The sequence below is a fragment of the Streptomyces adelaidensis genome (genome assembly GCF_016598475.1).
GTDB classification, from domain to species: domain Bacteria; phylum Actinomycetota; class Actinomycetes; order Streptomycetales; family Streptomycetaceae; genus Streptomyces; species Streptomyces adelaidensis.
In genome coordinates this window covers 1-17,581 of record NZ_JAEMUX010000127.1, presented here as the reverse complement: position 1 = coordinate 17,581, position 17,581 = coordinate 1, and the positions used below count along the sequence as shown (strand labels likewise).

12 protein-coding genes and 3 pseudogenes are annotated in these 17,581 nt (G+C 71.3%); 7 read left to right on the top strand and 8 right to left on the bottom strand.

What is annotated here, in order from left to right; genetic code table 11:
* Nucleotides 1-360 precede the first annotated feature (360 nt).
* Nucleotides 361-2,505, top strand: coding sequence for a TerD family protein (locus I8N67_RS38450; protein WP_200308937.1), 2,145 nt, complete (start codon nt 361-363; stop codon nt 2,503-2,505).
* A gap of 25 nt (nt 2,506-2,530) precedes the next feature.
* On the opposite strand, the gene I8N67_RS38445 is transcribed toward I8N67_RS38450, so the two are convergent.
* Nucleotides 2,531-3,715, bottom strand: a complete 1,185-nt coding sequence (locus I8N67_RS38445) for a cytochrome P450 family protein (protein ID WP_200308936.1) — start codon at nt 3,713-3,715, stop codon at nt 2,531-2,533.
* Between the two features lie 88 nt (nt 3,716-3,803).
* A complete protein-coding gene (locus tag I8N67_RS38440) occupies nt 3,804-4,700 on the bottom strand; it encodes a patatin-like phospholipase family protein (RefSeq protein WP_307835496.1) in 897 nt (298 codons plus the stop codon).
* A 107-nt stretch (nt 4,701-4,807) separates the two neighbouring features.
* Between I8N67_RS38440 and I8N67_RS38435 the strand changes: the two genes are divergently transcribed.
* Entirely contained in the window at nt 4,808-5,530 is a 723-nt protein-coding gene (locus I8N67_RS38435; RefSeq protein ID WP_200308934.1) for a TetR/AcrR family transcriptional regulator, read from the top strand.
* A gap of 321 nt (nt 5,531-5,851) precedes the next feature.
* Here I8N67_RS38435 and I8N67_RS43450 read toward each other — a convergent pair whose 3' ends face one another.
* Nucleotides 5,852-7,225: an eCIS core domain-containing protein gene (locus I8N67_RS43450; protein WP_234046958.1), complete on the bottom strand. Its 1,374-nt coding sequence runs from the start codon at nt 7,223-7,225 to the stop codon at nt 5,852-5,854.
* A gap of 201 nt (nt 7,226-7,426) precedes the next feature.
* On the opposite strand from I8N67_RS43450, the gene I8N67_RS38425 reads away from it, so the two are divergent.
* Nucleotides 7,427-7,609: a hypothetical protein gene (locus tag I8N67_RS38425; RefSeq protein ID WP_200308933.1), complete on the top strand. Its 183-nt coding sequence runs from the start codon at nt 7,427-7,429 to the stop codon at nt 7,607-7,609.
* Here I8N67_RS38425 and I8N67_RS38420 read toward each other — a convergent pair.
* Nucleotides 7,587-7,787, bottom strand: a complete 201-nt coding sequence (locus tag I8N67_RS38420) for a ferredoxin (RefSeq protein WP_200308932.1) — start codon at nt 7,785-7,787, stop codon at nt 7,587-7,589. The two genes, I8N67_RS38425 and I8N67_RS38420, sit on opposite strands and share 23 nt — an antisense overlap.
* A gap of 35 nt (nt 7,788-7,822) precedes the next feature.
* A pseudogene (locus I8N67_RS38415) lies at nt 7,823-9,029 on the bottom strand (cytochrome P450).
* Nucleotides 9,030-9,372: 343 nt separating this feature from the next.
* Between I8N67_RS38415 and I8N67_RS38410 the strand changes: the two are divergent.
* Entirely contained in the window at nt 9,373-9,849 is a 477-nt protein-coding gene (locus I8N67_RS38410) for a MarR family winged helix-turn-helix transcriptional regulator (protein WP_200308931.1), read from the top strand.
* A gap of 115 nt (nt 9,850-9,964) precedes the next feature.
* On the opposite strand, the gene I8N67_RS38405 is transcribed toward I8N67_RS38410, so the two are convergent.
* Nucleotides 9,965-10,957, bottom strand: a complete 993-nt coding sequence (locus I8N67_RS38405; RefSeq protein WP_200308930.1) for an SCO2400 family protein — start codon at nt 10,955-10,957, stop codon at nt 9,965-9,967.
* A 511-nt stretch (nt 10,958-11,468) separates the two neighbouring features.
* Here I8N67_RS38405 and I8N67_RS38400 point away from each other — a divergent pair.
* On the top strand, nt 11,469-13,274 hold the full coding sequence (locus I8N67_RS38400; RefSeq protein ID WP_200308929.1) for a lysyl oxidase family protein: 1,806 nt from the start codon (nt 11,469-11,471) through the stop codon (nt 13,272-13,274).
* Between the two features lie 179 nt (nt 13,275-13,453).
* Here the strand turns inward: I8N67_RS38400 and I8N67_RS38395 are convergent.
* Nucleotides 13,454-14,565 (bottom strand): annotated as a pseudogene (locus tag I8N67_RS38395) (AMP-binding protein); the annotation flags it as partial.
* A gap of 141 nt (nt 14,566-14,706) precedes the next feature.
* A complete protein-coding gene (locus tag I8N67_RS38390) occupies nt 14,707-15,279 on the bottom strand; it encodes an AMIN-like domain-containing (lipo)protein (RefSeq protein ID WP_200308928.1) in 573 nt (190 codons plus the stop codon).
* 327 nt (nt 15,280-15,606) lie between these two features.
* On the opposite strand from I8N67_RS38390, the gene I8N67_RS38385 reads away from it, so the two are divergent.
* Nucleotides 15,607-16,452 carry a hypothetical protein gene (locus I8N67_RS38385; RefSeq protein ID WP_200308927.1) on the top strand — a complete coding sequence of 282 codons (846 nt, stop codon included), beginning with the start codon at nt 15,607-15,609 and terminating at the stop codon, nt 16,450-16,452.
* A gap of 107 nt (nt 16,453-16,559) precedes the next feature.
* Nucleotides 16,560-17,581, top strand: a pseudogene (locus I8N67_RS38380) (hypothetical protein); the annotation flags it as partial.

The following is a 17,581-nucleotide window of genomic DNA, read 5'->3' as shown; positions in this document are numbered from 1 at the left end:
CCCACTAATTCATCGACAGGCCCCCCGGCCCGTCGGCCCAGGCCACCCCGCCCCCGACCCCGGCCAGAGCCAGCCCACCGGCCAGCCCACCACTCAACACCGCTCTACGCGCCAGACGCTTTGTCATCTCCGGTCGTCTCCTTGCAAGTTGGGGGGGGGAACGACACGGGCCCCAGCTTCCCCCGGCCCTCGCGCGGACCCGGCACCGGGGCCTCGGGCGGACGGTTTCCGACGGATCGGTGTATGTCGGCCCGTGGCGCACTAGAGTTTCGCCTGCGCTGAATGTGCGGCATGTCACACGAGGAGTGCGTGACGGGCGTAGGGGGCCCGGCATACCCGTGTGCGGGACTGGGGGGTTTCATGTACGAGATGGTCAAGGGCGCCAACGTGGGGTTGGCGGGCCTCAGTGACCAGGTCGACTCGGTGAGCGTGACGCTGGGCTGGGCCAGCTCGACCGGTGAGGGAGACGCGGACGTCTCGGTCATGCTGCTGGGCGAGCACGGCAAGGTACGCGACGACGGCGACTTCTACTTCTACAACAACCCGGTCGCTGCCGACGGCAGCGTGCAGCTGCTGGGCAAGAAGCCCGCGGAGGAGGGCAGCGAGGACCAGATCGTCTTCGACCTGACGGCGATCCCGGCCGACGTCGAACGCATCGTCGTCGCCGCGAGCCGGTACGAGGGCGCGCGCTTCGGCGAACTCGACGACCTCCGGGTGACGTTGGCCGACGGCTCCGGCGAAGGGCTGCTCCGGTTCGCGATCGACGACGCCGGCTCGGTGAGCGCGTTCATCTTCGGCGAGCTGTACCGGCGTGCGGGCGAGTGGAAGTTCCGGGCCGTAGGCCAGGGTTACGACAACGGACTGGCGGGCCTCGCGACGGACTTCGGCGTCGACATCGAGGACGACGCGGCCGACGTGGACGACGTCGAGGACGAAACCGATATCGCTGCTGCCGCCGCTGCCGACGGGCAGGGCGAGGAAGCGGCACCGGCCGATGCGGGCGGCGTAGGCGAGTTGGCTGGTGCCGCACCGTCCGTCGCCGCACCGGCCATCACCGCATCGTCCGCCGCCGTCGTGGAGCGGGAATCACCGGCGGCGACCCTTCCCGCCGTCCCCGCCCCGCGACAGCCCGGCGAGGACGAGGAGCCGAAGAAGCCGTCGGCACGCCCCCGTACGGCCAAGAAGAAGGTCACGCTGCCCAAAGCGGTGAGGAAGACCCTCGCGGAGAACGAGTCCTGGCGGGAGGCCAGGCTCTTCCCGGTGTCGGCGCTGAAGAGCGACCGCGACCGTGAGACGCGGGCCACCTCGGTGCTGCTGTCGGTGATGGCGCAGGTACCGGAGTTCGGCAGGAGGCTCACGGCCGCCTTCGGCGCGCCGGCGGGCCGGACGGAGACGTTCACCGAGGTCTCACTGCCGCACGGGGAGACACCTCGGCGACCGGACGGCGTGATCCGGGTGGAGCGGGCCGGGAAGCTGTGGACGGCGCTGCTGGAGACCAAGACCAACGGCAACGCTCTCAGGACCGATCAGGTGCAGGCGTACATGGACATCGCAGCCCGGCGTGGCTACGAGGCCGTGATCACGCTGTCGAACGATGTCGCGCTGGAGGGCAGCCCGCTCGTCGACGTGAAGATCGACGGCCGGCGCAAACACAAGGTGGCGCTGCGGCACCTGTCCTGGGCCGAGGTGACCCACCAGGCCCAGATGCTCATCCGGCACGAAGGCGTCGGCAACAGCGCGCACGCTTGGCTGCTCCAGGAACTCCTCCACTACCTCCAGCACGAGAACTCCGGCTGCCACGGCTTCCAGAACATGGGCGCGGCCTGGGTCCCCGTGCGCAAGGGGATCGACGACGAGACGCTCTGCCAGGGCGACGGACGCGCCCTGGAGGTCGTCGAGAGCTGGGAGCGGCTCATCCGTCAGGTCTGTCTGGGCCTCGGCGGTGAACTCGGACAGAAGGTGCTCCCCGTGCGCCGTGCCCGGCGCGGAACCGATCCCGGGGTCCGCCGCGCCGAGATGGCCGACCACTTGTGTCTGGAGGGGAAGCTGCTGGCCGAGTTGCGCATCGAGGGCACACCGGGCGTCCTCGGGCTCAGTGCCGACCTGCGTACGGGCAAGCTGCGTACGTCGGTCGAGATCCCGGCACCCGAGCAGGGCTACCCGCTGAGCTGGGCCAAGCGTCTGATCAAACGGCTGGCCGAGGCTCCGGCGGACCTCCATGTGGAGACCCTCGTCGAGGGCGAGGCGGGCGGCCCCCGGGGCACACTGGAACGTCTCCGCCCCGAACCGGCGGATCTGCTGCCGGTGAACGGCGCGCAGATCACCGGGTTCCGGCTGTCCCTCTTCAAGGGCATGGGCAGCACCCGTGGCAACGCCGAGTCCGGTTTCATCCGCAGCGTCGACGACGCCGTGCACCGGTTCTACTCCTCCGTCGTGGTCCCGCTGGACCATCCGACCTCGCGCCGGGCACCGGCCGCAGAACGGACCCCGGCCGTCAGCGCCTGAGGGGTTGGCGGGCGCCCCCCGCGAATCACCCCAGCCGCACCGGCAGTTCCGGCAACCCCCGCAGCAGGGTGCTGGCGCGCCAGGTGAGGTTGGTGGGGGTGGTGGCGAGGGTGAGGTGGGGGTGGTGGTGGAGGAGGAGGTGTAGGGCGGTGGTGGCTTCGGTGCGGGCGAGGGGGGCGCCGAGGCAGTGGTGGAGGCCGTGGCCGAAGGCGAGGTGGGGGGTGGGGCGGCGGGTGACGTCGAAGCGGTCGGGGGAGGGGAAGTGGAGGGGGTCCCGGGAGGCCGCCGCGAGGGAGACCTGGACGGCGTCTCCGGGGGAGATCGGGGTGTCCGCGAGGATCAGGGGTTCGGCGGCGAAGCGTAACGCCGTGCCGTGGACGGGGGAGTTGTAGCGGAGGGACTCCTCCACCGCCGCGCCGATCAGGGTCAGGTCGGAGCGGAGGAGGGTCAGTTGGCCGGGGTGGGTGAGCAGGCTGTGGACGGTCGCGGAGATCAGGTTCACCGTCGTCTCGTGGCCCGCGACGAGGATGAGGAAGGCCATGCCGAGGAGTTCGTCGGGGGTGAGGCTCTCGGGGTCCGTCTCCGCCAGTTCGCTCAGCAGGGTGTCGTCCGGGGCCGCGCGTTTCCGTGCTGTCAGGGCGGTCAGGTAGTCGGCGAGTGCCGCCGCCGCGCCGGCCGTCGCCTCCGCCGACGTGGGCATCACCAGCTCCGTCGACCAGTCGTGGAAGACCGTGCGGTCGGTCTCGGTGTCCGGGACGCCGAGGATGTCGCTGATCACCGCCACCGGGAGCGGCAGCGCGTACCGGCTCACCAGGTCCGCCGTACCCTCTGCGGGCAGGTCCGCCAGCAGGGTGGTCGCCAGCTCCTCGATCCGGGGGCGCAGGGCCGCCGCCCTGGCGGGGGTGAAGTGCCCGGCCACCAGCCGGCGCAGCCGCGTGTGCTGCGGCGGGTCGCTCTGGAGCATGTTGACGCCGAGGGCGTGACCGCCGTCCGTCTCCCAGGAGGAGTGGCGGATGTCGTTGCTCAGTCGTGGGTCCGTCAGCGCCGCCCGCGCGGCGTCACGGCTCACGACCAGCCAGCAGTCGCCCGTCTGCGGCAGGTGCACCCGGTGCACGGGGCCCTTCGCGCGCAGCGCCGCGTACACGGGATAGGGGTCCGCCTCGAAGTCGTGGCCCTCCGGGGCCAGTTCGTCCAGCGTGGGGGCTCGCATCGTCTCTCCGCCGTCTCTCGGTTCGCTCACCATGGGGGACCTGTCGGATGCCACATCGGGTTCCCCTTGGGTGCCCATCGGGTGCGGGCTATGCCTCGCCCCGGTTCTGCCAGATCTCCGCTACGGCCGCCGCGGCCGCCGTCCCCTGTGCGTGGCCGGCGCGGGCCGCGGCCGGGCGGCGGGCGTCGGCGGTCAGGTCGCGGCCCATCGCCCGGCGGGACGCGGTGTCCGGGGTGAGGAGGGCCACGGCCGTTCCCCCCGCGGTGAGTTCGGCGGCCTGCCGCTGGGCGCCGGAATGCGGGCCCACCGCTTTCGGGACCGGTGCGACGGCGAGGACGCGGTCGTAGCCGCCGGCCAGGTCGATGTTGGCGGTCGAGCGGCAGCCGCCGTCCAGCCGGCGCCGGCCCGCCACCGCCACGGGCGCCGAGACCAGCGGTACGGCACAACTGGCCGCCACCGCTTCCAGCAGCGTGACCTTCGAGTCCGCGTCGAAGGCGGTCACCTCACCGGTCAGGACGTCCACCGCGGTGATGCGCAGGGCGCGTTCGGGCCAGTTCCCCGGGTCCCCATCCACATGCGCGCCGCGCAGCAGTGGCCGTATGACATCGAAGAAGCCGGGGTCCGGGTCCGGGTGGGCGGCCAGGGCGGCGCGGGTGAGGCGGCGCAGGGAGTGGTCGGGGTCGCGGGAGCCCAGGGCCGCCCAGAGGAAGCGGAGCGTCTGGGTGGCGGTGACCTTCATGGCGATGCGGTCGGCGCCGGCGAGCTGGCGTTCGTACAGCTCGCCCGGTGTCTCGCCCGCCGCGAACCGGGAGCCGTAGATCGCGCCGGCCGACGTGCCGATGACGACATCCGCCCGGCCGAGGTCGACACCGGCGTCCGTGAGGCCGGCGAGCACCCCGGCCAACCACGCCAGGCCGACCGGACCCCCGCCGCCGAGCACCAGTGCCGTATCGCTGTCGCTGTCGCTGCCGCTGCCGCTTCCCACGCCGCACCTCCCCTTCAAATGGGGAGTACTCCCCACTTCCGCTCTCGACGATAACATCGGGGCATCGATGCCGGGGAGTGGTCCCCGCTTGTCGAGGAGGAGCACGGATGACCGTCGGTGCGGACCCCGCGACCCCACCGCCCCGGCGGCGGGACGCGCAGCGCAACTGGGAGCTGCTGGTGGCGGCGGCCCACGAGGTGTTCACCGAGCAGGGGCTCGAGGCGCCGCTGGATGTGATCGCCCGCCGGGCGGGCGTGGGGAACGCGACCCTCTACCGGCACTTCCCCAGCCGCGCCGCCCTCATCGACGCCGTCTTCCACGACCAGCTCGCCGACACGATGGCCGTCGGGGCGCGGGCCCGGGACGCCCCGGACGCCTGGTCCGGGCTGACCGACTACCTCGGCACCGTCTTCGGCACGCTCGCCGCCGACCGCGGCACCAACGACCTCATGACCACCCACGTACGGGGCGTCGGGGCGCTGGAGGCCGTGCACGAGCACAACCGGCGGACCGTGGAGTCCCTGCTGGGGCGCGGCCGCGACGAGGGCAGCGTCCGTGCCGATGTCACCACCGAGGACGTCCTCTTCGGCCTCGCCGCCCTCGGCCGCGCCGTCCCGGCCCTCACCGCCAGGGCCGCTCCCGGCGCCTGGCGCCGCCCCCTGGCCCTCTTCCTCGACAGCCTCCGGGCACCCTCACCGTCGGCCCCACCCCGCCCCACCCTGCCCGGCCCCTCCCTCGATGCCGCCCAACTCGGCGAGGTGTTGGAGGAGTTGGGGCCGCATCGATCTGGGCCTGCGCGCCGTACACCGGCAACGCGCCCTCGCGGTTGAGCGGGTGCCGGATCCGTTCCAGCTCATCCCGCAGGCGCTGTGGTCCTCCCTGATGGTGCGGCATCCGTACCTTGCGGGTATCGCCGTCCTGGGCGCGCCGATAGCCGATGCCGGGGAATCGCAGCGCGAGGGCCAAGCATTCTCGTGCCCCTTCTGAACACACGAGCCCGGCGGCCAGTGCCGTGCACATCGCGGACCGGTCGAGCACCGTCAGCTTCGTCCACAACTGCCGGGCAACAAGCTCCTGCTACACGTGTTCAGGAGCGACCGCAGCGGCGTGTGCGCGTGCGCGCTCGTCGCCGTTGAGCGGTGGATGGAGGATCAGTCCACGTCCATGCGGTTCGGGTCCATGTGGCCCTTCTTCAGCCAGTCCGTCCGCTTGATGCTTTCCTTGACCTTCTTGCTGGAGTCGATGATTTCCACACGGTCGATGAATTCCGGGCGAATCCCCTTCCAGAAGATCACCTCTTGCTGGTCGAGGAACGCGGTGCTCCCCAACGTCGCCACGAGGTCGATGCCGCCCGACGCACTGAGCACATACCGGTAGGCGTCGCCATTGGACTGCTTTGCCCACTCCGGTATGTAGTCCCCGGGCGAACGGCTGGTACTCACGTATGCCGTGCCGTTCATCGCGGTGTGCAACACCTTCTGGTAGAGCCGGAGGCTCCGGGGAAGCTTTTCGCTTCGGGGGGCGAACCCCTGCGCCAGGATCTCGTCGGGACCCCGGGTGTCGTAGCGGTAGAGCGGTGCGTTGTCCGTGCGGTACTTCAGCGGCGGGAGTGCACGGCCCTGGGCGTCCTGGCGCATGGACTTCACCAGGTCGGGGCGCACTCCCAGGCGGCTTTTTCCGAAGCCGACCGCGGGCTGCGGGTTCTCGGACACCTGGCGCGGGTACTGGTTGTACTTGTGCCGGAGCACGTTCTGGTCGGTTTCCTCGTACGCGTCGGATTCGTAGTCGAGGTCCACGTACTCGGCGTCGGAGTACTCCTCCTCCACATCCATGGCGTCGCTGTCCGCTTTCACGCGCTGCACCGCAGGCGTTCCGCTGGTCGGGGCCGTCGCCGTTTCCTGCCCGGCGTCCCGCACCGTACTGGCGGGCGAGGCACTCATGACGCGGTGGGCATTCGCCTCGGCTTCGCGTTCAAACCGGTCGGAGGGGTCGGAGACCTTGAGCCCGCTGCCGTTGTCGGTTCCGGCCACCGGCCCCTGGCGCTGCTGGATGACGTGGGTCAGCTCGTGCGCGAGCGTGTGCCGGTCGTTCCCGCCATCACCGATCACGACGTGGCTGCCGGACGTGTAGGCGCGAGCGCCGACTTCGGCGGCCGAAGCGCGCGCGGCGCTGTCGTTGTGGATACGGACGTCGGAGAAGTCCGCGCCGAACCGGGACTCCATGTCGGAGCGGGTGGCACCGTCGAGGGCCTGGCCGCCACTTCGCAGGACATCGTGAACGGCGGAACGCTGCACCGCCGGCCGCTCGGTGTCCTGGTGGCCGCAGCCCGCCCCGTGCTGGTGCTGGTCCGCCCCCAGATGGCCGGCCCGGCGGAGCATCTGGACGACCGCCGCGTTGCCCGCAGTGCTCTGCAGGGCACGCAAGCCCGAAGGAGCACCGCCGCCGGCCTGGACCTTGGACGGTGTGCGGGCGGAATCACGGCCCTTGCCGACCGCAGGCTGACGAATGTTCTCTTGAGAATGCATGGGGCCTTCTTCTTGCCGGGCAGCGGACTTCCTGCGTACATGACCTCGCATGGGAAGGCCATGCACGCGAGGGCAGCGCCGGCTGGCCGAAGGTGCACAGTTGTCAGATCGCGACCGGTTCGACGAGCGGCTGACGGCGTACTCGTCTCGCCCCGGTTGGGAGGCCGTCGGCGGGTACCGCGGTGAGGACCGGTCGGGTACGTGTTCGCCGTGCCGCTCGGTGAGAACACCGGCCGGTGGTCGGCGGAGCCCGCCTCGATGATGCGCGATCCCCTTCACGAGCAGCCCGTACGACGAGGGCTGACCGAGCCCGATCGGGGGATCGTGAGCCGCGTGGAGAGCGAGTTCTACCAGCTGAAGTTCACCGGTTGTCGTCGAGTGTGATCGCCGAGGCCGGGCACACCGCCGCCGCCTCACGGACGGCCGCGTGGTGTGGCAGGTCCGGGGTCGGTTCGAGGAGTGCGACGATGCCGTCCTCGTCGCGTTGGTCGAAGACCTCGGGGGCGATGAGGACGCACTGGCCGGCGCCGCAGCACTTCGCCTCGTCCACGTGGACCTTCATGGGGACTCCTTCCTCGGCTGCTTGGTTTGTCGGGGTCACCAGCGGACCGGGACCTCGCTCAGGCCGCCGACGAGGAGGCCCTCGACCTTGCGCAACTCGTCGGCGGGGACGGCGAGTTCGAGGGGCCGGGAGTTTGCGGAGGAGGACCTCCAGGACGACTTGGAGCTCGGTGCGGGCGAGGGCCTGGCCGAGGCAGGAGTGCGGGCCGGCGCCGAAGGTGAGGTGCGGGTTGGGGCTGCGGGTGAGGTCCATCTCGTCGGCGGCGGTGAAGACCCGCTCGTCGCGGTTGGCGGCGGACATCCCGCACAGGACGGTGGTGCCGCTGGGCAGCAGCTCCCCGCCGAGCTCGACCTCGGCGCTCAGGAAGCGCCGCATGCCGAACCCGCCGAGGTTGGCGTCGAACCGCAGTACCTCCTCGACCGCCGTACGCACGAGGGAGGGGTCGGCGAGCAACTGCTCCCAGCGGCCGCGGTCGGCCAGCAGCAGCGCGGCCATCTTGCCGATCATGTTCGCGGTGGTCTCGTGCCCGGCGACCAGCAACCCCATGCCGGTGGCGAGGAGTTCGGAGTGGGTGAGCCGTTCGGACTCCGGCAGCGCGGCGCTCTCCACGATCAGCATGCTGAGCAGATCCTCGCCGGGGGCGGCGCGCTTGGCCGCCACCAGGTCGCTCATGTACCCCGCGAACTCGGTGAACGCCGCCCTCGTCTCCGCCTGGGTGAAGCGGCTGACGTTCAGGAACGCGTCGGACCAGTGGGAGAAGCGGTCGCGGTCCTCGGCGGGGGCGCCGAGCAGGTCGCAGATGACGTAGACCGGGAGCGGGAAGCCCAGGATGGCCTTGAGGTCGGCGGGCTGTCAGCGTTCGATCATCTCGTCGATCAGTGACTCGGCGATCCGCTCCATGCCCGGGCGCAGGGCCGCCATGCGCTTGACGGTGAAGTACCGGCCGACCTGGCGCCGCCAGCGCAGATGCGGTTCGCCGTGCTCGGGGATCGCCATCTCGTACTCGGGACTGGCGTCGGCCGCGACCCCGCCCGCGCCGTCGGCGGCGATCCGTGCGGCGTCGTCCCCGGCGCGCGGGCGGGCGAAGCGGGCGTCGGAGAGGAGGGCCCGGACATCGTCGTAACGGCTCACGAACTTCGCCCGGTCGCCGCTCGGCAGCTCGACCGTGGCCACCGGGCACTGGGCGCGCAGCCGTTCCCATTCGGCGGGCGGGTCCAAGGGGGCTTCGCTGAGCATCGGCATCCGGAGCACCGGGTCGTCGGCCCGGGCTGTGTCGCCGCCTCGGCCCGCGTCGGTCCGGCCCGCGTCGGTCCGGCCCGCGTCGGTCCGGCCCGCGTCGGTCCGGCCTGTGCCGTCCCGGCCCGCGTCGATTCGGCCTGTGCCGTCCCGGCCCGCGTCGATTCGGCTCGCTGAGGTCTGGCTCATTCCGTCATCTCCTTGTGGGGGAGGGGGAGGTAGACGGAAGTGCACGCTACACATGCAGTGCATGATGCATCAATGGTGCATCGTGCACTCTTCATGCATGGCGCAATTTCGACGTAGGGTGAGGGATTCATGAAGGCCAGGCAGGCGGGAGGAGACCGGCGTGGATGCCCGAGAGGCGGGGGAGCGCATCGAGCGGGAGCTGCTGATCCTGACGCGGAACCGCGACACGTCGACGCCCCGTGGCGTCCGCGGCGGCGGGGCCCTGGACCGCAGCGCCTACGCGCTGCTCAGCAGACTCGAGGCCCAAGGGCCCATGTCCATCCCGGACTTCGTGGAGGCGTTCGGATTCGCCGCCTCCACGTTCACCCGGCAGACCTCGACGCTCCTGCGCGACGGCCTGGTGGAGCGGACGCTCGACCCCGACGGGGGAGTGGCCCGCAAGTTCCGTATCACCGACCGGGGGTCGGCGCGCCTCGCCGAGCAGCGCGAGGAGATCGTCACCGGCCTCGCCGGCGTCATCGCCGACTGGCCGGCCGAGCGCCTTCAGCGCTTCGTGGCCGACCTGCGGCAGTTCAACAGCGACATCGAACGCATCAGCGGGCGTTCTTGGCCACGTCCGATGGCCGACGAGCACTGACGCCGATGACCATCGACGCCGACGAGCACTGACACCGATGACCACTGACACCGACGAGCGCTGACGGTCTACGTGTACTCATGGCCGGCCAAGGACGCTGACCGGCCGCCCGGTGTCAGCTCACGCACACGATCCCGAGCAGGCACAGCCCCGACGGTGACGTCGTCGCCGTGTCGGAGCTCGAACCGTCCGACGTGTCCGTGCCCGTGCTCGTGTCCGAACCGGAGTCCGTGCCGGAACCGGCGCTCGTGTCCGTGTCCGAGCCGGTGCTCGTGTCCGTCGAGCCCGAGTCGTCGGTGGCCGGGGGCGTCGTCGCCTCGTCGGTCGGTGTGCCGGCGGCGTCGTCGGTGACCGTCCCGTCCGGGGTGGAGGCGCCCGTCCGCGCCTGCTGCTTGGACGGCGAGGAGGAGGCCGTACGGGGGGAGTTGGGCCCGTTCTTGGCGGAGTTCGCTGTGCCGTCGGAGGCGGCGCGGTCGCGCGGGGTGCCGGCATCCGGTGACCAGGTGCCGGGGGTGTCCGAGGTGCGCCGGGTCTCGTCGGTCTCCGTGGCGGAGGTACGGCCGCGCTGCGAACCCTGTTCCTCGACGGCGCCCAGGCTCTCGGCGTCCGGTGCCGTGGCCGCCTGGGTGTGGTCGGTGGACTGCCGGTCCATCCCCAGGACGGTCAGACCGCCGCCGACCAGCGCGACGGCGGTCGCGACCACGGCCCGGCGCTGGTTCTTCTTCCACCGCGCCAACTGGCGGCGCCGCGCGGCCCGCCCCTGCGCCACCGGCGCGACGCCCTCCACGTCGACATCCACGTCGGCATCCATGTCCACGTCCGCGTCGACGTCAGCGTCCTCGACGCCGGACACGGGGGCGGCGGCCGAGGGCGCCTCGACCCGCGGACCGTCGTACCAGATGGGGTCCGCGGCCCCGTACTCCCAGGCCGCCGCAGGCATCGTCGGCACCCTGGGGACCATCACCGACCCCGTGCTCGTCCCGGTCGCCAGGACCGGCACGACACGGCTGTCGATCGTGGCCGGGGCTATGTCGGGCGCGTAGGCGCCGCAGCCGGGGCACACGAGGGCACCGTTGAGATGTCGGCGACACGAGGAGCAGTAGTCCATGGAGGTCTTTCCTGTGTGGGCATGCCGTCGACCCGCCGGGCCGCGGCCCGGTCACATCACGTTCGCACGTGGGATCGAGCGGATCGAGCGGTCAGAACGCTAACGAGGCATTCTCAGGGCTGTGTGCAGGCTGTGTGATGCTCCTGCGCGGATTCTCCGGGGACTTGGCACCGGTTCGGCGGACGGACGCGGACGGGTGTGTGAGGTGTGCGCGGAGGGGTGGGTGACGTGTGCGCAGGGGGGGTGCGAGCTGCGCGCGCGGTGGGCGCGCGACGGGTGCGGACTGCCGTGTCTCGCGTGCGCGGGCGGACGCGGGTGAACCGTACACGCCGCCTCTTTCGTCGAATTCCGCCTCAACAGGCAACCCAGGTACGCCCTTTACCTGTCTCACAGGTTGCTCACAGAGGTGACGGTCGAGTCCGGACCGGCCGGGCGCGTGGGGGTGCGCCCGTATGGCCGGCCGGGCGGTCGGGCCGTCGTCCGTGGGCTGTCCAGTCCGATGCCACTGACCATGGCACTCGCAGACGAGGAACCGATGACCAGCCAGATGACCAGTTCACCGAAGAGTCCGACGGACGGCCCCGTGGCCGACCGGACCACCGGGGGAGCCGCCAGAACCCGCCTGAAGCGCCCCGGCCTCGCCGCCCTGGCGACGCTCACCGTGGTGGCCGCCGTGGCCGGTGCCGCGCCCGGCGCCGGTGCCGCGTCCGCGGCGAGCACGCCCGGGAAGCCGCAGATCAAGCTGATAGCGGCGTCGAACTCCGTGACGCTCACCCGCTCGGAGTGGGCCGAGGGCGTCTTCCTGCAACTGGGGACGTACGTCTCCGTCGACAACGCGCCCCTGGAGTTCCAGGTGACGCGCAAGTCGTACAAGGACCCCGTCGTCGCCAAGCAGATCCTCCGCGACGGCAAGACGACCAGGACGAAGACCCTGCCCGCGGGGACGGTCGACGACTTCTCCGGGCTGGCCGGCTTCCTGGAGATCTCGATCAAGGACGCGTCCGGCGCGGAGGTCGTGAAGAGCGAGGGCAACTTCTGCCCGAACAACGCCTCGGGCCGTATCCGCCCCGACGCCCCGTCGACCAACCACTATCCGCAGAGCTGCTCCACCAACCCGTGGACGCTGGGCTCGGTGTGGGGGGTCGAGAAGGGCTGGGCGACCAACACCACCACCTGGGACTACGACAAGCCGGTGGACCTGCCGGTGGGCGAGTACACCGCCCAGGTGGGCGTGGCGAAGAAGTACCGCGACCTGTTCGGCATCCCCGACGACCGGCCGACCGTCGCCGTGACGGTACGGGACGAGCCCACCGACGGCGGCGAGGGACTGGCCACCTCGAAGTCCTCGTCGTCCACCGCCCATCACGGCGGTCACGGCGGTCACGGCGGCGGCCACGCCGCGCAGTCGGCCCCGGCGGCCGACCCGTCCGCGGCCAACCACCACTACGGCCCACGCGGCGCCGACGCCCCGACGCCGCCCGAGCTGCCCCAGGCCCTCATCGACCGGGGCACGGCGAACCACCTCGGCGACGGCCCCGGCCACACCGACGGCTCCCGTATCGCGCCGGCGCTGAAGGCCAACAGCAAGCGGCCCACCGGCAAGGCCGGCGTGGCGGCGAGCGTGCCCAAGCCGGACCTGCGTTCGCTGCCGGCCTGGGACATCGCCATCACCGACGGCGAGGACGGCGACGTGGCGGGCAAGGACTACCTCGCCTTCAGCGCGAACGTCTGGAACGCGGGCCCCGCGCCCCTAGTCGTCGACGGCTTCCGCAAGCCGGGCGCGGACCTGATGGACGCGTACCAGTACTTCTACGACGCCGACGGCAAGCAGATCGGCTACACCCCCACCGGCACCATGGAGTGGGACCCGCGCGAGGGCCACGAGCACTGGCACTTCACGGACTTCGCCAGCTACCGCCTGCTCAGCGCGGACCAGACCAAGGAGGTGCGCTCCGGCAAGGAGGCGTTCTGCCTGGCCAACACCGACGCCATCGACTACACCGTCAAGAACGCCAACTGGCACCCGGAGAACACCGACCTGTCCACCGCCTGCGGTTCGCAGGACGCCATCTCCGTACGTGAGGTCCTCGACGTCGGCTCCGGTGACACGTACACCCAGTACCGCCCCGGCCAGTCCTTCGAGATCACCGATCTGCCGAACGGGACGTACTACATCCAGGTCATCGCCAACCCCGAGAACCGTCTCCAGGAGACCAACCACAAGAACAACATCGCCCTGCGCAAGGTCGTCCTCGGCGGCACGCCGGGCGCGCGCACGGTGCAGGTACCGCCGCACGACCTGATCAACGCGCCGTAACTTCCCCGGATCCATCAGGTGCGGCGCGGGCGCACGGAGCCCGCGCCGCACCTGCCGCATGCCTCATGCCTCATGCCTCATGCCGAGGCGGCCTCAACTGGTGTGAATTTCCTGGGGAATTGGTCGAGATATCTGGGCAAGATCTTTCCTTTTCTTGAAGTCTCAAGCAAAGTGTGCCTCCTGGCATCACATGCAAAGGACCCCTCCACCGACCGCCCCAGGTCCATCAACTCCACGGCGTGCGGCCCCGGTTCGCTGTCCACCACCCGTCCCCGGCTGAGCGCGGCCCGGTCCAGTACCAGCGGCGTGGCGATCTCGCCCAGCGGCGGTACGGTCACGGCGAGCGTGGCCTCGGCCAGGCCGTACACCGGCAGCGGGGCGCGCGGGTCGAGCCCGGTGGGCGCCGTCCGGGCGGTGAACTCCCGCCAGACGCGCGGCGCGATGGGCTCGGCGCCGACGAGCATGAGGCGTACGGGGCTGAGGTCGAGGCCGGTGAGAGCGGTGGCCGGGACGCGGCGCACCCCGAGGTCGAGGGCGAAGTTCGCGGCCGAGAGGAGGGTCGCGCGGTGGCGGGCGGCGGCCTCGACCACAGGGCGGGGCGCTTGGCGAAGGACAGCGGCTCGATCCGTACCTGCTTCAGGCGGGCGGCCATGGGGACGAGATGGGTGCCGATGAGGCCCATGTCGTGGAAGTACGGCATCCAGGTCGCGATCACGTCGTCGGCGGTGATCGCCATCGCGGCGCTGATCTGGCGGAGGTTGGCGAGGACGCAGGCGTGGGTCAGTTCCACGCCCTTGGGGGCGCCGGTGCTGCCGGAGGAGTACTGGAGGAAGGCGACATCTCGCGGGGCGGGCCGGGGCAGGTCCCGGGGCGGAGCGCCCGCTCGGAGCGTGTCCAGTCCCCACACCCGTATCGCGCCGTCGGTTTCGGCGACCACGGATGCCGTGGCCCCGTTCACGGCCACGGGTGGCCTGCCGAGGAGTTCCCACACCGGTCCGATCCGGCGGGGCTCCGGGGCGAGCGGTACGGGTACGGCTCCCGCCGCCAGCGCGCCCCAGAACAGGGGCTGGAAGGCGTCACCCCAGTCGGTGACCAGGGGCAGCGGGGTGCCCGGCGTCACGCCTGCGGCGATCAGCGCGCCGGCCACCCGCAGGGCGTCGTCCCGGAGTTCGGCGAAGGTGACGGTGTGCTCGGTGCCGTCGCCCCGGACGTGGACGACGGTCTGACCTGGGGCCTCCCGCGCCGCCCCGAGCAGTACGTCCAGCAGCGTCGACGCCGCTCCGCCGTTCATACCGTCATTTGATCTCTCCACTGTGCGGACCTTAACAAGTCGGCCCACACGGAATCCCGCCGCCACCGATCGCCCGCGTGTCCGCCCTCGTTGGACCCCGGATTTCGTCTGACGGCGCGACCAACCCCCACCCACCCGCACCTACGTCCAGCTGTGCGCCACGTCCACCACGATTCGGTCGGGGAGTTGGAGGACGCGGAAGGGGAGGCGGGCGCGGACGCCGACTCCTATCTGGGTCTCGCCCTCGAAGCTGCCGGCGAACCGGGTGTCCCGGAAGGTGCGGTAGCCGGTGATGTTCACGCCGGGCAGGGGCTCGGCCACGTCTCCCGGGTAGGCGACGCCGCCGGTCTCGGGGTCGTAGCTGGGGGCGGCGACCCGGATCTCGAGGATGGCCCCGCCGCTCACGGGGATGGGGTCGCCGGAGCCGACCTGGTGGAGCTGGTCGACGTACTGGACGTAGTAGCCGATGCCGTCGCCACCGGCGGGGACGTCGAACACGATGCGGTCGTAGCAGTCGTGCCGGCCGGTCCTGATGTCCGACAGCGGCACGGCGCCGCTGTCGGGGCTGCCCTTGAGGCCGCTGCCCCAGCCCGTCGGGCAGGCCGCGGCCGCCCGTGCGGCGGTCCCCGGTGCGGCGCTCGCCGTGGCCGCCGCCGTGCCGAGCGCGGTCCCCGCGAGTGCGAGTGCCGCCAACGCCGATCCGATTCGTCGCATGTCGTCCCCCTTGATGACGTAACGCTGGTATGGGGTGAGACGGACTGGTATGGCGCAAGGTTGTACGCCGGGGCCCCCGGAAGTGTCCCAGGAATGTAACAGCGGGCCCGGCCGCGGCCACGAAGGGCCCGGGAGGCGCCCGTATTTCACCGGTTCGGGTGTCCGGTTGCGCCGCTTAGTTTCCCGTTCATCCTGGGAGTTTGACAGTTGAACCATCGGAATTCGATAGTACTTACCAGCGAGTAAGCACGGCGTTTCCGAAAGGTGAATTTCTCAGTGACGGAAAACACGGACCAATCCCGCTTCCGGCCCTTTCCGCGGTTGCGCGTGCGGCGTGCCGCAGCCGTCGGCGCGGCCCTTCTCGGTGCCGTGGCGAGCGTCCTCGCGACGCAGCCGGCGCACGCCGCCGGGCCCGGCGGCGCGGTCAACATCCGCGGCGAGGAGCCGTGGAACACCGACGAGATGATGGCGCGGGTCTGCGGCACCGACGGCGACACCGGCTACCAGGACCGGTACATCAACGTCACCACCGGTGAACTCCGCGACCACTCGGCGTGGCGCGAGGAACCCGTCTGGCACAAGGACGACGGCAAGTGGACCCTCCAGCCCGGCTGGGAGCGGTTCGAGGGCCGCTGCGAGTACCCCGTCGCCTCCAGCTGGACCTACCGTGCCGCCTGGCGCCCGATCAGCGAGACCCGTACCAACTGCACCGACAGCGGCTACGGCCTGGAACTGGCCCGCGAGTACGCCACCGCCAGTTCCTACTCCCACACCGTCGGCGGCTCCACCAGCGCCGAGGCGTCCATCGGCAGCTGGTTCGGCGCCTCGGTCGAGGCCTCCTACAGCTATTCCTGGGCCATCGAGAACTCCGTCGCCGTCACCAACAACGACGTCATCGACATCGGCCCGGAGAAAACCGCCTGGATCGAGGCGAGCCCCACCAAACGCGTCGTCCGCGTCAATCCGGTCTTCAATCTGGAGTCGTACACCTGGAATGCGACCGGAAAGCGCGAGGACACGGTCGATGTCACTTCCTGGCGCGGTCGCGGATATGACCGAATTTACTCGTACGGCAATTACATCGACGGCATCGCCGACGAACTCAAGAACGACGGAACCCCCCTGATGACGTTCCGCAAGAAGGACCGCCCGGCCGGCACCGAGTGCGACTGAGCCCCGCACCACTGTCGTTCCGCACCACTGTCGTTCCGCACCACTGTCGTTCCGCACCACTCACCCCCCGCCCGCTGTTCCCGCTCACCCGGGCGTGCTCACACTTCATGTGCGACCGGCGCGGCGGCGACACGGCGGACCCGGCGAACGCCGCCGCCGGTCCCTGCCGGCCCGGGCCGGGACCGTCGCGGCCACCGTCCTGGCCGGACGGGCGGATCGTCGCCGCCGGCGGCAGTGGCGGCGACTTCTCGATCCTGCGCTACTACACCGACGGCAGCCTGGACAGCGGCTTCGGCACCGGCGGGCAGGCGACCGCGGACTTCGGCGGCTCCGACACGGCGCGCGGCGTGAAGCTCGACTCCGCCGGCCGGATCGTCGCCGCCGGCGGGGGCGGACCGGACAGCGACTTCGCCCTGGCCCGCTTCGAGGGCGGCGGCACCGCGCCGCCGCCACCACCGGCCGGCGTGGACCTGTCGGTGACGAAGTCAGGCATCCCCACCACGGTCAGCATCGGTGACCGGCCCACCTACACCGTGCGGGTGACCAACAACAGCACCACGGCCTCCGCCACCGACGTCTCCCTCTCCGACACGCTCACCGGCGTCGCCGTCTCGGTCGTCTCGGCGACCACCACCCAGGGCACCTGCACCACCACCGCCACCGGCGCGAACTGCTCCCTGGGCACCCTCGCCCCCGGGGCCACCGCCACGGTGACGGTCACCGCCGAGCCCCGGGCCACCGGCACCCTCACCAACCGCGCCACGGCCGACACCACGCAGACCGACCCGAACCCCGGCGACAACACCGCCACGGCGACCACCACGGTCAACAACGCCCGCGGCTGCACCCGCGTCGGCACCTCCGGCAACGACACCATCACCGGCACCTCCGGCAACGACGTGATCTGCGCCCTCGGCGGCGACGACACCGTCAACGCGAGCTACGGCAACGACACCGTCCACGGTGGATACGGCAAACGGCCGCCTCGACGGCGGCTTCGGCAACGACACCCTCAACGGCGGCCCCAACACCGACACCTGCACCACCGATCCGGGCGACACCCGCATCAGCTGCCCCTGATCCCCCCGAGACACAGGCGCGGGGCCCCCCCCCCCGGGGGGGGGCCCGC